Origin of the sequence: Bacillus sp. FSL R5-0512 (genome assembly GCF_038593295.1) — a bacterium.
Classification (GTDB): domain Bacteria; phylum Bacillota; class Bacilli; order Bacillales; family Bacillaceae; genus Bacillus; species Bacillus safensis.
In genome coordinates, this window is sequence record NZ_CP151982.1 from 3,072,475 (window position 1) to 3,088,121 (window position 15,647).

Sequence of the window (15,647 nt, forward strand, 5' to 3'; positions counted from 1 at the left end):
GAACATTATGAATTTAATACCTACAGTCATTGAGCAAACAAATCGTGGGGAAAGAGCTTACGACATTTATTCTCGTCTTTTAAAAGACCGTATTATCATGCTTGGTTCTGCGATCGATGACAATGTTGCCAACTCCATCGTGTCACAGCTGCTTTTCTTAGAAGCTGAAGATCCAGAAAAAGATATTTCTATCTACATTAACAGCCCTGGCGGTTCAATCACAGCTGGTATGGCCATTTACGATACGATGCAATTTATTAAACCAAAGGTATCAACTATTTGTATTGGTATGGCTGCATCTATGGGTGCGTTCCTGCTTGCTGCTGGTGAAAAAGGTAAGCGTTATGCTCTTCCAAACAGTGAAGTCATGATTCACCAACCACTAGGCGGTGCCCAAGGTCAAGCAACTGAAATTGAAATTGCGGCAAAACGAATCCTTTCTTTACGCGATAAACTGAACCAAGTACTTGCTGAACGTACTGGTCAGCCAATTGAAGTCATTGAGCGCGATACAGATCGTGACAACTTCAAAACAGCGGAAGAAGCACTTCAATACGGACTCATTGACAAAGTCTTGACCCGTAATACAGAAGACCAAAAATAATCATCACAACACAAACCGTCTGTTCCTGAACAGACGGTTTTTTGTTTTCATCATACTTTAAGACAGCTCCGTCCATTTCTGCTGAAGAAACGGTGTTTGATAAGAAGCCATCTGCGTGATTAATTCCTCCGGTTCACTCGAAGCATGTAACAATTGAAGGTGAGATTCATTCGAAAAACCTTCCTGTACACTGAATTTCACCATGTCTATGAGCGGGTTGAAGTAGTCATTCACTTGATACAATCCAATCGGCTTTTGATGGATGCCGATTTGTGCCCAGCACAGCACCTCAAATAATTCTTCATATGTACCAAAGCCGCCTGGCATCGCAATAAACCCATCGGCCAGCTCGCTCATTTTCGCTTTTCGTTCATGCATGCCTGTTACCTCAATTAGCTCTGTCAGCTCTTGATGCACGACTTCTCCTCTAAAAAGCCCCTTAGGCATGACCCCGATCACTTGCCCGCCATGTCTCATGACCTCATCGGCAATCGCACCCATTAACCCAATACGCGATCCGCCGTAAACAAGACGAATGCCCTGCTTCGCCATATAAGCACCCAGTTCTACAGCCTTTTGTTTGTAGACATCATTTACACCTGGATTCGAACCAGCAAACACACAAATCGTTTTCATCAAAACAGCCCCATCTCTCTCTATGATTTCTTCACCCACTCATTCTACTATAATGATTTGTAAAGAAACAGCCGTTTCTTCTATATATAGTGTAAAATCAAAAGAGTGAACACCATATAAGGAGCTGTATAGAGAGAATGCAAACAACTGAGATGGAGAAGTGGATCAAGGATTTTTATCAAACGAGAAATTGGACAGAATACGGACCGTTTATCCGGTTAGGCTTCTTAATGGAAGAAACGGGAGAACTCGCTCGCGCTGTTAGAGCAATAGAAATCGGACGAGACCGGCCTGATGAGCAGAGACAGGAATCATCTGAGCTGAAGAAAGAACTCATTGAAGAAATGGGAGATGTTTTAGCAAATCTCCTCATTTTAGCGGATCAATATGATGTCACAGTAGAAGAGGTCTTCAGCGCTCATCAACAAAAACTCAACAAACGCTTTTCTGGAGAAAAAGAGCCAGTAAAAAACACGTGACCAAGCTGTCACGTGTTTTTTTACGCCTTAAAGATGCTGTGGTGAGATGTCATCCGTTCGTTCAAAGAAATGCTGTTTTCCGATATGATGGAATAGACCCGTTCGATGCAAAAGCTCCTTAGGCTGTGATTGAAGTCCAACGATCATCAGCTTTCCATTATGATGCTTTAACCGATTGGAGATATTCATTAGAACCGCTTCTGCCGATGTGTCCATGTAATTGACTTTATTCATAAGCAGAATGAGCGTTTTCGGTTTTGTTTGAACATGATCCAATATCGAATTTTCTAATGAATCTGTTGTTCCGAAAAAGAGCGGCCCTTCAATGGAATACATACTGATCCCTTTCTCCTCTGTCTGTTTTTCTAAAGCAGCTGCTGTTTCCATTTGAGGAACAGCGACATTGGTATGAATATTGGTCGTCTGGCTCATTTTTTTGATAAAGGCGATAAACGCTAAAATGAGACCAGCAGTGACGCCAATAATCAAATCACCGATCACTGTGAGCAGGAAGGTCACGACCAGTACAAGCGAATCAGCATTTTTCACTTTCAAAATATTGATAAACTCTTTTCTCTCACTCATATTCCAAGCAACAAACATTAAAATCGGTGCCATTGCAGCAAGTGGAATCATCGACGCATACGGCGCAAATACCATTAAGATCAGTAAGACGACAACGCCATGCACCACACCAGAAATCGGACTTGCCCCGCCATTTTTTATGTTCGTTGCCGTTCGGGCAATAGCTCCCGTCGCTGGAATTCCTCCGAAAAGCGGTGCCGCCATATTGGCAATTCCTTGCCCCACAAGCTCTTTATTGCTGTCATGCTTAGAGCCTTTCATATTATCAGCGACCATTGCGGATAAAATCGATTCCACGCCGCCTAAAAGCGCAATGACAATTGCTGGAGGCAGGAGGTATATCATTTTTTCAATCGTCAATTCAGGAAAAGCGAAGGTTGGCAGCTGACGAGGGATTTCACCATATGCAGAGCCAATCGTTTCAACTTGTCCTTGAAAAAAGAGAACGGCTAGAAACGTAGAAGCCAATAAACCTAATAGAGCACCAGGTATTTTGGGAATGTATTTTTGTGCCGCCAAAATCACGATGAGCCCGATGACGGCTGTGATAATGGCGAGACTGTTTGTGGTACCAAGATGGACCACGATTTCTCTCATATTGAGGAAAAAGCTTTCATGTTTTTCAACACCCTTTAATCCGAGGAAGTTGGCAATCTGTCCTGAAAAAATAATGACAGCAATGCCAGCAGTAAAACCGATGATAACCGGACGAGGAATAAATTTCATGAGCTTTCCTAGTTTGAATATTCCGAATAATACAAGCATACAGCCTGCCATAAAACCGGCAATGAGCAAGTTTTCAATACCGTACTGGCTGACGATCCCGAATAAAATGGGAACAAACGCCCCGGTCGGCCCGCCGATCTGATACTTTGAACCACCAAACAATGAAATCAAAATGCCGGCAACGATGACTGTATATAATCCATATTCTGGTCCGACACCAGATGCTATGGCAAATGCCATGCCTAAAGGAATTGCCACAACCCCCACGACAAGCCCAGCGATTAAATCGCGTCTAAACTTTGATGAATTGTACCCTTCAAATCTTCCATAAAAACGCATGGTATGTGTTGGCCTCCTTCAAGTATGTGTAGATGATTTAGGTATACTGCGGGTCAATCAGTTTATCTTTCACTACGACATCCAGCTTTCCTGTTGCTGGGTGAATCACCAGTCCATGAACAGCCACATCACTTGGCATCAGTGGATGCTCTTTCACTAATTTCACACTTTGGGCCACGCTTTCTTCAACTGAATCAAAGCCTGTCAGCCAGCCCTTTAAATCAACTCCTGAGTTTTTCACAATGCTTAAGCATTTCTCTTCGATTCCGCGTGCTTTCGCCTTTTCAAGTAAAGGGTCCGCCGCAAGACCTGCCATTCCGCATTCATGATGCCCTACAATGCATACTTCCTCTGCCTTTAGTTCATAGATGGCTAGCAGGATACTCCGCATCACACTGCCGAACGGATGTGTCACGATGGCGCCTGCATTCTTAATGATTTTTGCATCCCCGTTGCGCAGTCCCATAGATTGCGGCAATAATTCCAAAAGACGGGTATCCATGCACGTTAAAATAACCAGTTTTTTCTCAGGAAATTTCCCCGCTTTGTAAGGCTCATAATGTCTCTCATTCACAAACTCTGAATTGTGCCGAAGAATCTGTTCTAATTTTGACTCCATTTTGCCATCTCCCATCTTTTTTTAAGTAACGTAAGCTCGTGCCTGTCCTCCTTTTCTTTCTTGTGTTCTCAAGAATAGAGAAGAAAAATGATAGAAAAAAAAGAAAAAAATGAGAAAACGATGAGAAGAAATATCATCATTTTCTCTATTTTACGCTGCATCCCAACGGCTTCGCGGGTTTGTTTTCAATCTATTGTTCTCATCACACCAAAAGACAATAAAATGGTTTAGTAGAAAATGACCATCCCGTTTAATACATTTCAAATATAATAAATTTTCTACCAAAAAGTCTCGATCTATTTTCCAGTTTGTCAGATAATCTCTCGTAAAATTTTGCAATTTCACATGTATCATCTACTATCAGCTTATTTTTATATAGATAAAAAATGCATCAGATGGCATAAGAATCTACTTTTTCACTAAGAAAATGTCTTTCTTTACCGTTATTTCAGTATATTAAATATTGAGCTGCTAACATTCAAACGTGTTCTGCCGAAATCGTTGCTATATAATAAAAGGAGTAAGATGACCATGTGAAAGGAGCGAATTGACTGTGACACCACACATTTTTGTCGCCAAACCCTTACCTGCCTCTTTTGAAGAAATGCTAAAGGAACATTGTACATACGAGATATGGCAATCCAAAGACCCTATTCCAAGAGACATTTTGTTTGAGAAGCTGCAGCACGCTGATGGTCTTTTAACGTCTGGAACAAAAATCGATCAAGAGCTGTTAGATCACGCACCAAAACTCAAGGTGGTGAGTAATAACTCTGTCGGCTATGACAATTTCGATATAGAAGCGATGAGGCAAAGAGGCGTGATTGGTACGCACACTCCTTATACCCTCGATCATACCGTGGCTGACCTTGCCTTTTCGCTCATTCTCTCCTCTGCGCGAAGAATCGCCGAGCTTGACCGTTTTATCCGTGAAGGAAAATGGACGAAATTCGTACAGGAGGAAGAGATCTTTGGCATCGACGTACATCACCAAACGCTCGGTATTATTGGCATGGGACGTATAGGAGAACAAGTGGCCAAACGGGCAGCACATGGTTTTGATATGAACGTTCTTTATCATAACCGAAGCCGGAATGAAAAGGCTGAAACGGCGTATGGCGCTGTCTATTGTGCACTTGATGATCTTTTAAAACAAGCTGATATCATCGTGTTGATTACACCGCTGACCGAGGAAACATATCATATGATAGGGAAACGAGAATTGAAGTTAATGAAGCAAACGGCTTTATTTGTAAACATTTCCCGCGGGAAAACAGTGGATGAAAAAAGCCTCATTCAAGCACTTCAGGAGGGATGGATCAAAGGCGCTGGTCTTGATGTGTATGAGCAGGAACCGCTTCAAGAGGATCATCCTTTCAAAGAGATGAATAATGTCACCTTAGCCCCTCACATCGGTTCCGCTACTGAAACAACAAGGGATCTCATGCTGAAACGAGCCATTCATAATGTGATTCATGGAATAGATGGGAAGGCGCCTGTTGATGTTGTGAAGGAGCTTGCTTCATCTTGAACAGATAAGACGCAGAAACTGCGTCTTTCAGATTGTTGACAAAGGGCTAAAATGATCTTTATTTTAGCTCTTTGTCTTCTTTTCAGCGTGATAGAAAACCTTTGAAGTCTAGGAAGGACGGCTACTTTTGCGGAGCGAATTTGACATTCGTGAGCACCAGCGCGCAGGACTGACAAAGAATGCGAGGGTTTGTCTACACGCTGAAAGACGCAGAAACTGCGTCTTTTTATTTATTTCTTTTAGGAGACATCAGGAGAAAAGACTCATTTTAGCAAATATCCTGATTCTTTACATTTCCTTTATGTTCGGGTGCTATAATATGAGCTAGACAAGCATCAAGAGGACGGCATCCGATTTCCTTAATAGGAGGATGAAGATGAAAAGATTAAGTTCGGTTTTTACTATGTTCGCTCTGATCGCTGCTATTCTGTTTTCTGGATTTGTCCCGCAGCAAGCTCATGCAGAAACACCTCTTACACCAACAGCCACAACTGAAACTGCTTCTATTCAGCTCACGCCGGATGTGCGTACCCTTGCCGTCATTAATACGTTTGATGGTGTAGCAGATTATTTAATTCGCTACAAACGACTGCCTGATAACTACATTACGAAATCACAAGCAAGTGCTCTCGGATGGGTGGCATCTAAGGGAAATCTAGCCGAGGTGGCGCCAGGTAAAAGCATTGGTGGAGATATTTTCTCAAACCGGGAGGGACGTCTTCCTTCAGCAAGCGGCCGAACATGGCGTGAGGCAGACATCAACTACGTTTCAGGCTTCCGCAATGCTGACCGTCTTGTGTATTCAAGCGACTGGCTCATTTACAAAACAACAGACCATTATGCGACTTTCACCCGTATTCGATAATCAAAAAAGACAGCCCTATTTGATCTGGGGCTGTCTTTTCGTATGGTGGTTTACGGTATCAGGTTTTTCACGTAATCCTCAAAAGGAATCGGCAGCGGCTTTTTCGACACTTCTTCATGCTCATGTGTGGTGACATGATCCTCAGTAACGACCACACGTCCTGTTGGCGTGAGCTTTGAGGCAAGCGGTCTTTTGTTAAATGGAGAGGATTCATTTTCATAAATCTCGTGTCTCATTTGGGCCAATACAGCCTCGTCCACCTCGTTCAATGTGAAAGCATAGCCTGTTTCAGCGCCATCTCCCTTATCTAATTGGAGCAGATGTGTCCCTTTTTCGGTTTCCTCAGCTTTGACGCGAAACCGCATTGACCCTCCTTCCACCCAATCTCCTGTAAAAGGCACAGGTTGAAGAGGTAAATTCACACCAAATCCCGCATCAATGAGGAAGCGTTCGTTGTGATGCTTCAACATGATGGCTACATGCGTGCCATCAATTGCCCACGTACCCGCTTCTTTGTTATACACTGTGCCTTGAAGAAGCTGTACAGAGAGCCCTGCCTCTTTTAACACATAGTATAAGAGAGGATTGAGATCGTAACAAAGACCTCCTCTGTTTCCTTCAAGTAGATGCTGCTTCAACCCTTCTTGATTCAAAGCGTAGGATTGTTTGTTCAGAACAGCTCTATTTTCAAACGGAAAGGTAAAGGCCATTTTTTTTAATACTACAGGCAAGTCATCAAAGGTGATGGACTGGCCTTCATATTCGATCTTCTGTAAAAAAGCTGATTGAATCATGACATTCCCTCCTAAAAAAACTGAGCCTTTGAAGAGACTCAGTTTTCTTGATTGATAAAATCCGTTAACGCCTCAATGGCTTCTTGCTCATCCGCACCATCTGCGATCAGTGTGACAGTAACCCCAGAGCTGATCGCAAGACTCATGAGACCCATAATGCTTTTCGCATTGACTTTTTTCCCATCTTTCTCTAGAAAAATATCAGCACCAAAGCGATTGGCTTCTTGTACGAACAAAGCAGCTGGACGTGCCTGCAAGCCTGTTTTCAGCTGGATGGTGACCGTTTTTTCCACCATATGATCTGCCTCCCTTTTTCATTCTCCTATTTGAGTGTAACAGCTTGTCCGTTTCGTAATTGTTCTGCGATTTGATCTAGCTTTCTTAAACGGTGGTTAATCCCTGACTTGCTGATCTTGCCGCTTTCTACCATTTCCCCAAGTTCCTTCAGCGTGACCTCTTGATAGTCGACTCGCAGTTTGGCAATTTCACGAAGCTTTTCCGGCAGGGCATCAAGTCCAATTTTTTCATCAATGAATTGAATGTTCTCGACCTGACGCAGTGATGCACCAATCGTTTTATTCAAGTTTGCTGTTTCACAATTGACGAGCCGGTTGACGGAGTTCCTCATATCTCGGACGATCCGCACATCTTCAAAGCGGAGCAGTGAGTTATGAGCGCCCACAACACTTAAGAATTCCGTGATTTTTTCTGCTTCCTTCATGTACGTAATGTACCCTTTTTTGCGCTCAAGTGTTTTACTATTGAGATGAAATTGATTCATCAGCTCACAAAGGGCATCATTATGTTCTTTATATAGTGAAAAAATTTCAAGGTGATAGGAGGACGTTTCTGGGTTATTCACAGAACCGCCTGCTAAAAAAGCACCTCTCATATAGGAGCGCTTGCAGCATCTTTTCTTCACAAGCTCTTCTGAAATATTGCGCTCAAATACAAATTGCTCACCTAATATTTTTAAATCCTCTAAAATGGTTCTCGCTCGTTCTACCAGTCTGACAATATACACGTTATTCTTTTTCAATCTCATTTTTTTACGGACGAGCAGTTCGACTGTCACATCGTATTTCTTCTTGAGCAGCGTATAAATCCGTCTTGCAATGGCTGCGTTCTCTGTCTGTATATCTAAAATCAATTTTCGATTAGAGAAAGATAATGAACCGTTCATACGGATGAGGGCAGAAAGCTCTGCTTTTGTGCAGCAGTCCTTCACGTCCAGATTAGTCAGCTCTTTTTTTGTTTCGGATGCAAATGACATCCTTGCCACCCCCATTCCTATTTTTTCTGATGCAGCAGGTCGACAAGCAGCGAGGCTACTTTCAGCGTGTCATGACGAATGACATGCTGGTCATATGTAATGATTTCTCCAGGAATCACTTCTAGTCCCATTGCTTTCAGTGCATCTGTGTCGAATTGGACAGGCTGTGCCTGTTCTTCTGCATATTTTGCTTTGATTTCTTCTGGAATTTCTTTATTGTTCACAAAAATCGTATCGATAAATGGACGATCCATATGATCATTTAATGCCTGAACATGATCAGCTGCACTGTAGGAAAGCGTTTCCCCCGGCTGCGTCATGACATTGCAAATATATACTTTTTTCGCCTTAGAGCGAATCACTTCTTCTCCAATATGCGGGACAAGCAAGTTTGGTAAAATACTTGTATACAGGCTGCCGGGCCCAATGACGATCAAATCCGCCTCACGAATGACTTGAATGGATTCTGGCAGTGGTTCAATCGTATCGGGTGTGAGGAACACTCGTTTGATTCGCTCACCATAGGTGGGAATTTTCGATTCTCCTGTCACCATTTGCCCATTTTCTAATTCAGCATGAAGAACAACACTTGAATTTGCTGCTGGCAATACTTTTCCTCTCACATTTAAAACCTTACTCATTTCAGTGACGGCATGAAAAAAATCACCGGTTATATTTGTCATGGCCGCAAGAATGAGGTTGCCGAGTGAGTGGCCTGTTAAGTCATTCCCTTTGTTAAAACGGTGCTGAAATAGATCTTCTACTAGCGGTTCCACATCAGAGAGAGCCGCAAGGACGTTTCGAATATCTCCTGGAGGGGGAATATTCAAATCATGCCGCAGTCTGCCTGAGCTGCCTCCGTCGTCAGCAACCGTTACAATAGCGGTAATGTCCACTGGCTTCGTTTTAAGCCCTCTGAGCAAAACAGATAAGCCAGTGCCCCCGCCAAGAATGACCACCTTTGGTAGTGTCGTCATCTATTTTCTGCTTCTCTTTTCAATGTCCCGGTGAGTGACATGTGTATAGTAATCGTTTTTAAAATACTCCGATAAATAGTTGGCCAGTGTCACAGATCGATGCTGTCCGCCTGTACAGCCGATGGCAATCACAAGCTGGCTTTTTCCTTCCCGTTTATAGGACGGAAGCATAAAGCTGAGGAGATCGATTAATTTCTCTGTGAATTTTTGCGTTTCACTCCATTTCATCACATAGGAGCGCACTTCTTCATCGTTTCCAGTCTGTGGACGCATGCTCTCAATATAGTAAGGATTCGGCAGGAATCTCACGTCAAAGACAAGATCAGCATCTATCGGCAGGCCGTATTTAAAACCAAAGGACATCACATTTACTGTAAACACCTGTCCTTGATTGGTGGCAAAATGCGTGACAATTTTTTCTCGCAGCTGTTTCGGTTTTAAATCCGATGTATCAAAAATCATTTGAGACCGGCCTTTTAACTCCTCTAACAGCTCGCGCTCCATTTCAATTCCTTCGAGCGGCAAACCTGTTGTCGCAAGGGGATGCGAACGTCTCGTTTCTTTGTATCTTGAGACAAGCACCTTATCATTTGCATCTAAAAATAGAATTCTTGGCGTGATCCAGTCAAGATCACTCATTTCATCTAAGGCGGCAATTAAGCTGTCAAAAAATTCGCGTCCGCGCAAATCCATCACAAGAGCGACCTTGCTCATCTTGGAATTCGATTCCTTCATGAGCTCTAAGAACTTCGGTAAAAGTGATGGCGGCAGGTTATCAACACAAAAGTAGCCTAAATCTTCAAAGCTTTGAATGGCGACGGTTTTCCCCGCACCTGACATTCCTGTAATAATCACAAGCTGAATATCTTCTTGTTTGTGTGTATTCATGCCTGCTTCCTCTCCTTCTTTATGAAAACGGTTCATGTATTATTCTCCCTGAGGATCTAACCGATAAGCAATCAGCTCAAAGTCGGGTGTATACGTAAAAGTGCCGTGCAGTAGTCCTTTTCCTTTAAGCATGAAATCAAGAATATGGGAATCTCCTGGGGCCATCGGCAAATCAGGCACATCCTTTACGTCATGCCATTTTAAAACGCCTTCCTCTGACTCTGTTACGTTTTTTCCGGTAAATGAATCTGCCATGAAGGTGAACATCATCCACTCTTGAACGATTTGATCGCCTTCTTTTATGATAAAGGTAAAAACACCTTTCAGCTGCGGATTTAAAATATAAATACCTGTTTCTTCTCTATATTCTCGAACGACTGAATCCTTGACCGATTCTCCGCTTTCCATTTTGCCGCCCGGTGCTACCCACCAGCCCCGTCTTGGCTTTTGCAGCAAGAGAACTTGATCTTCGTGATGCAGCACACAATTGGTTACTCGTTGCATCAGCTGTCACCTACTCTTTTATGTCTTTAACTTATTATACAGGTTCAACCTGACTCCCACAATGAACATGCCCGTTCTTCCCCGAAAACAGACCGGTTTTCGTTTGAATCGTGTAACGGGCAATTTCTCTACTCTTTATTTTACAGCATCTAATGGTTCTCCATGCGTCATTTGTGAACATCTAGTGAATTTCTGATTTCAGGCAAAAAAAAGGACACGGATTCACATCCGTGCCAAACATGTATTCCTTATAAAAGGGGGTCAATTACTAGTTTCATCATAACGGAAAATTATTTCACCCGTGTTACATTCCAGTTAAAAGCCCATGACGCTATATTAAGGATTTACGACAGCCTTTTATTTCGTTGCTTTGAGTTTTTCAGCAAGCTCTTCTACATAATGCTGTGCGCTTTGTGCTGCAATACTTCCGTCACCTGTTGCTGTCACAATTTGACGAAGTGTTTTTTCACGAATGTCACCAGCGGCGAAAATACCTTCCACTCTTGTTTCCATTCTTTCGTTTGTCTCAATGTAGCCTTCTTTATTTGTAATGCCGAGATTTTCAAATGGTTTAGACAGTGGCAGCATGCCGATATAGATAAAGGCGCCGTCTGTTTTAAAGTCTTCTTCTTCACCAGTCACCGTATCAACCAATGTCACACTGCCGACTTTCCCGTTTTCTTCATTGATCTGTTTGACGGTTTTGTTCCACTTGAAGTCAATTTTTTCATTATCAAAGGCGCGTGCTTGTAAAATGCTTTGTGCACGAAGTTTATCGCGTCTATGAATAATCGTTACTTTAGAAGCGAAGCGTGTGAGATACACACCCTCTTCTACCGCAGAATCACCGCCGCCGATGACGACAAGCTCTTTGTTTTTAAAGAATGCCCCGTCACATACTGCACAATATGATACGCCGCGGCCGCCAAGTTCTTTTTCACCTGGTGCACCGATTTTTTTGTATTCAGCCCCTGCCGCGATAATGACAGAGCGTCCTTTGTATTCTTTTGAGCCGGCTTTGACGATTTTATATTCTTCACCGTTCACGATTTCTTTAATATCGCCATATGCATACTCTGCACCGAATTTCTTCGCATGCTCAAACATTTTATTTGAAAGTTCCGGCCCTAAAATGCTTTCAAAGCCAGGATAGTTCTCGACATCTTCCGTATTCGCCATTTGTCCGCCTGGAATTCCTCTTTCAATCATTAATGTTGAAAGATTTCCCCGTGATGTATAAACAGCGGCTGTCATTCCGGCAGGACCCGCTCCAATGATGATCGTATCGTAGATTTTTTCTTCTGACACAACTGTCACTCCCTCTTCAATTGCTGCTCGCATTTCTTATTAGAATGCCCTTGGGTGATGCTTCCATTCATGACAGAGAGCATCATTTCCACTCTTAGCTTTTATTCCTTACCCATATCCTATTAAATCTGCGGGGAATAAGCGAATCATTTGCTCATATCTTCAAAAAAAGAAAAAGCTTCCTTAAACTGCTGTTTAAGGAAGCCTGTTTACGGTTATATAAAAAGTAATGATTTATTCAACGACTCTTCTTACAACGCCATTGAAAGCTTTTTTCCAGTATACGTTGTTCATTGAGTCAACTGAAACACCGCGAGAGCTGTTATCGTTCAAGAATGAACCGTTTCCTAAATAAATACCAACGTGTCCATTTACTTTATACGTATCAAAGAACACAAGGTCTCCACGTTTCATGTCAGATGCACTTACAGCTCTTCCCTTACCTACAAGCGTATCGGTTGTTGTACCGCCAACTGGCCCAAGGTTGATGCCTGCTGATGCGAATGCCCAGCGAACGAATGAAGAACAGTCAAAACGACGTGCGTCAATATCGGCTTGTGATCTGCCGCCGCCCCATTTATATGGAGATTGTCCAACAATACTAGAACCTGTGCTGATCGCACCTTCAATTCCGCCTACGTTACTGCTGACAGGTGATCCGCCGCGAGAAGATGGCTTCTTGCTTGGTGAACTGCTGTTGTTATTATTGTTGTTGTCATTAGATGATCCACTGTTACTTGAAGACGGGCTGCTATCGTTATTTGAGCTGTTGTCTTCCGCTTGGACACTAGCTTGACGCTGCTGCTGTTGTCTTTGCGCTTTTTCTTCTTTTGCTTTTTGAGCTGCTTCTCTTGCTTCTTTTTCAGCTTGTTTTTGTGCAGCTACTGTTGCGTCTTTTTCAGATGCGATGCTGTTAGCCTCACTGTTTAACTCACTGATTTCAGAAAAAGCACTTCCTTTTTGCTTTTTCACTTGCTTGAATAGCTTGTCTTTTTCATCAAGCTGTTTATTCAAGTCTGATTGAAGCGTTTCAAGCTTGGCAAGTGTGTTTTGCACATTTTCAAGCTTTGTGTTTAATTCGTTTTCAGACTTTTGAAGTTCTGCTTTGTCTTTTTCCTGCTCTTTAATGATTTCACTGTCTGCGTTGATCAATGTAGATACTGCACCTGCACGACTGATGAAATCGCTAAAGCTTTTTGCTCCTAGTAATACATCTATGTATTTCGTAGAACCGCCGCTCTCTTGGAGTGCACGTACACGCTTTTTCAAGAATTTGTTTCTATCCTCAATACGTTTTTCTGTATCAGCAATTTCTTTTTTCAATGCTTTGATTTCTTTTTTTGTTTTTTCATTTTCTTTTTGTTTTTCTTCGATTTGATCACTTGTTTTTAAAGCTTTCTCATCAATATCTTTAAGCTTTTGTGCAAGTGCCTCTTGTTTTGCTTCAAGCTTTGAAAGCTCTTCTTTTTTCTTTTGAAGATTCTTGTTTACCTCAGATTGCTTGCTGTCTAGTTCTTGTTTCTTTTGTTCAAAGTTCTGTGCGTTTGCTTCATGCGTAAATGGAATAAATAAACCGCTCGCTCCGATCACCGAAGCTAAACCGAAAGTAATAAACTTTTTCACGAATAGTTCCTCCTTTGACAATTTCCCAAGCGACATTAGAAAGCAGCAAATTCTCTGCGACCAATCTGTGCTCTCTATGTCTTTCTTCCTGATTGTTCAGTCAGATGTTGACCAGATTGTTTCTATCACTAGGTGTTTCATTATGTATAGTAAAATATTTAAATATCTATCTTTGTTTTATCCACGAGTTTCATTATACATGAGACATCGACAAAATGAGCTAATATTTTTATTACATTTATGTTTCAAAAACATGTCGTGATTGTCATACTTCGCCAATTCCTTGCAAATCCCACCTTTTTATCCAAGAAAAAAGCATGACCTTTTCGGCCATGCTGCGATGTTCTGAATCTATTTACCTAATTTAATCGATTAACGTACAGATCTCTCGTTCGTATTTAGACAGTGTTTGAACACTGATCTGAAAAGCGGACGCAACATCTTTTTTGCTGAGAGCTGCTTCTTGTTCATTCATCCATAGATAATAAGATGCTGCTGCCCAGGCAGGTGCATTTTTCTTATCAATACCAGAAGCACGTGCCTGCTGAATAATATGGAATAACCAAAAATAAGGCATATGGCTGTCAGGCTGAACCGCTTCCTCCAGACTGGATGCCGCTTGTTTTGCAAAAACTGCATCTTCTGAAAAAGACTTTTCTTTCATTTCATCTTCATACAAAAGCAGTTCTATAAATTGCTGTTCAAAGGCCGTTTTCGCTGCGCGTGCATCAAGGACAGACTGCAGAACGTCACGTTCCCCTTTTTGTTTACTGACATAGTACGCAGTCAGCCGTTCCTCAATCGAGACCATTGGCTCAGTCTCCTCAGGTTTATCCTGCCACGGCTTGATTTCATCTGCGTCGATATCTTCTTCAACCATCTTATCCCAAACCGTTTGGGCGAGCGTTTTGTGGCCTGTATGATAGGCTGCGCTTGCAAGCCAGTATAAAAATGTACTATCTCCCTGAAAACCTGTTTTGTACAAAGAATAAAGCCATTTAAAGGCCCATTCAAATTCTCCCACAAGGGCAAATGTTGCGCCAAGCTTATAACGCTGTTCACTTAGTATTGGATACACGTGCGTTAATTGCTTCGCTAACATGTTGACCTTCTCTTCTTCTTTCTCATAATGGTAGAAGACAAGCTGATTGCAAAGGGCATGCAGATTACCGGGATTTTCAAGAAGGACCCGGTTCAACATTTCTTTCGCCTGATGGATTCGGCCAGAATAAAAATAGGCCAAAGCAAGATTATTATACGCTGACCAAAATTCTGGATACTCAACAATCATCTGTTCCAGCATCTCAATGGCTTCATCGAGTCTGCCGCTTTCTAACAAATGGTTTGCTTGATCCTGCTTCACAATCAGGTCATCCTGATCATAAGGAAAATCTTCGTCCTCTTCGTCGCTCATATCGAGCAGGTCAAGAAGGTCTTCATTTTCATCCGCAAATTCCCCGTTCTCTTCCAGCGCGGCATAAGCAGTAGCTGATTTATATGCCTCTTGAAACAGTCCGAGATTCGCATAATTATTGGCTTTAAAATAGTGGCACTCAGACATGTTTTCATCGATGTGTTCAAGGATAAAATCAAGCAGTTCGTTTGATTGCTGGTAATGACCCATTTCAGTATAAATAATGGCAAGCTGCGACAGCATTTCTACATTTTCAGGCTCAAGTACGATGGCCCGCTGTATCAGCTTACTTGCTCTGGACAGATTTCTTTCTCTATATGCTTTAAGACCTTTATGAAAAAAGTAATGCCCATCTTGAAATAGCTGGACGACTTGTGTGTGATTATTTTGAGAAGTGTATTTACTCACCGATACCCTCCATTTCGAACAGTGTACCGTGTGTAGTATAACATACTTCACCAGTCGTCACATAGAACAAAAAG

General features: G+C 42.2%; 16 protein-coding genes. 4 read left to right on the top strand and 12 right to left on the bottom strand.

Features of this window, described 5'->3' with window-relative positions; genetic code table 11:
• Positions 1 to 7 precede the first annotated feature (7 nt).
• Positions 8 to 604 carry an ATP-dependent Clp endopeptidase proteolytic subunit ClpP gene (gene clpP, locus NSQ25_RS15885; RefSeq protein WP_024427684.1) on the top strand — a complete coding sequence of 199 codons (597 nt, stop codon included), beginning with the start codon at positions 8 to 10 and terminating at the stop codon, positions 602 to 604.
• A gap of 57 nt (positions 605 to 661) precedes the next feature.
• On the opposite strand, the gene NSQ25_RS15890 is transcribed toward clpP, so the two are convergent.
• The gene (locus NSQ25_RS15890) at positions 662 to 1,240 is read right to left on the bottom strand and encodes a TIGR00730 family Rossman fold protein (RefSeq protein ID WP_081124871.1); all 579 of its coding nucleotides are present in this window, start codon (positions 1,238 to 1,240) and stop codon (positions 662 to 664) included.
• A 137-nt stretch (positions 1,241 to 1,377) separates the two neighbouring features.
• Between NSQ25_RS15890 and NSQ25_RS15895 the strand changes: the two genes are divergently transcribed.
• Complete coding sequence (locus NSQ25_RS15895; RefSeq protein WP_034281021.1) at positions 1,378 to 1,719, top strand: MazG-like family protein; 342 nt, start codon at positions 1,378 to 1,380, stop codon at positions 1,717 to 1,719.
• 27 nt (positions 1,720 to 1,746) lie between these two features.
• On the opposite strand, the gene NSQ25_RS15900 is transcribed toward NSQ25_RS15895, so the two are convergent.
• Together NSQ25_RS15900 and NSQ25_RS15905 are read right to left on the bottom strand one after the other, a co-directional pair.
• The gene (locus NSQ25_RS15900) at positions 1,747 to 3,369 is read right to left on the bottom strand and encodes a SulP family inorganic anion transporter (protein WP_024423544.1); all 1,623 of its coding nucleotides are present in this window, start codon (positions 3,367 to 3,369) and stop codon (positions 1,747 to 1,749) included.
• Between the two features lie 37 nt (positions 3,370 to 3,406).
• Positions 3,407 to 3,988, bottom strand: coding sequence for a carbonic anhydrase (locus tag NSQ25_RS15905; protein WP_326135837.1), 582 nt, complete (start codon positions 3,986 to 3,988; stop codon positions 3,407 to 3,409).
• Positions 3,989 to 4,541: 553 nt separating this feature from the next.
• On the opposite strand from NSQ25_RS15905, the gene NSQ25_RS15910 reads away from it, so the two are divergent.
• Together NSQ25_RS15910 and NSQ25_RS15915 are read left to right on the top strand one after the other, a co-directional pair.
• The gene (locus tag NSQ25_RS15910; protein WP_034281023.1) at positions 4,542 to 5,519 is read left to right on the top strand and encodes a D-glycerate dehydrogenase; all 978 of its coding nucleotides are present in this window, start codon (positions 4,542 to 4,544) and stop codon (positions 5,517 to 5,519) included.
• 376 nt (positions 5,520 to 5,895) lie between these two features.
• Positions 5,896 to 6,384 (top strand): ribonuclease, encoded by a 489-nt coding sequence (locus NSQ25_RS15915; protein ID WP_024423547.1) that lies wholly within the window; start codon positions 5,896 to 5,898, stop codon positions 6,382 to 6,384.
• A 50-nt stretch (positions 6,385 to 6,434) separates the two neighbouring features.
• Here NSQ25_RS15915 and NSQ25_RS15920 read toward each other — a convergent pair whose 3' ends face one another.
• The 9 genes from NSQ25_RS15920 to NSQ25_RS15960 form a co-directional block, all read right to left on the bottom strand.
• Positions 6,435 to 7,178 carry an arylamine N-acetyltransferase gene (locus NSQ25_RS15920; protein ID WP_034281024.1) on the bottom strand — a complete coding sequence of 248 codons (744 nt, stop codon included), beginning with the start codon at positions 7,176 to 7,178 and terminating at the stop codon, positions 6,435 to 6,437.
• 38 nt (positions 7,179 to 7,216) lie between these two features.
• Positions 7,217 to 7,474 carry an HPr family phosphocarrier protein gene (locus NSQ25_RS15925; RefSeq protein WP_024423549.1) on the bottom strand — a complete coding sequence of 86 codons (258 nt, stop codon included), beginning with the start codon at positions 7,472 to 7,474 and terminating at the stop codon, positions 7,217 to 7,219.
• A gap of 26 nt (positions 7,475 to 7,500) precedes the next feature.
• Complete coding sequence (gene whiA / locus NSQ25_RS15930; protein ID WP_034281025.1) at positions 7,501 to 8,451, bottom strand: DNA-binding protein WhiA; 951 nt, start codon at positions 8,449 to 8,451, stop codon at positions 7,501 to 7,503.
• A 17-nt stretch (positions 8,452 to 8,468) separates the two neighbouring features.
• Positions 8,469 to 9,428: a YvcK family protein gene (locus tag NSQ25_RS15935; protein ID WP_034281026.1), complete on the bottom strand. Its 960-nt coding sequence runs from the start codon at positions 9,426 to 9,428 to the stop codon at positions 8,469 to 8,471.
• The gene (gene rapZ / locus NSQ25_RS15940; protein WP_034281443.1) at positions 9,429 to 10,316 is read right to left on the bottom strand and encodes an RNase adapter RapZ; all 888 of its coding nucleotides are present in this window, start codon (positions 10,314 to 10,316) and stop codon (positions 9,429 to 9,431) included.
• Positions 10,317 to 10,355: 39 nt separating this feature from the next.
• Positions 10,356 to 10,820: an 8-oxo-dGTP diphosphatase gene (locus NSQ25_RS15945; protein WP_034281027.1), complete on the bottom strand. Its 465-nt coding sequence runs from the start codon at positions 10,818 to 10,820 to the stop codon at positions 10,356 to 10,358.
• Positions 10,821 to 11,177: 357 nt separating this feature from the next.
• The gene (gene trxB, locus NSQ25_RS15950; RefSeq protein ID WP_024427675.1) at positions 11,178 to 12,128 is read right to left on the bottom strand and encodes a thioredoxin-disulfide reductase; all 951 of its coding nucleotides are present in this window, start codon (positions 12,126 to 12,128) and stop codon (positions 11,178 to 11,180) included.
• 234 nt (positions 12,129 to 12,362) lie between these two features.
• Entirely contained in the window at positions 12,363 to 13,751 is a 1,389-nt protein-coding gene (locus NSQ25_RS15955; RefSeq protein ID WP_065214806.1) for an NlpC/P60 family protein, read from the bottom strand.
• A 364-nt stretch (positions 13,752 to 14,115) separates the two neighbouring features.
• The gene (locus tag NSQ25_RS15960; RefSeq protein ID WP_284384400.1) at positions 14,116 to 15,573 is read right to left on the bottom strand and encodes a tetratricopeptide repeat protein; all 1,458 of its coding nucleotides are present in this window, start codon (positions 15,571 to 15,573) and stop codon (positions 14,116 to 14,118) included.
• Positions 15,574 to 15,647: the final 74 nt, after the last annotated feature.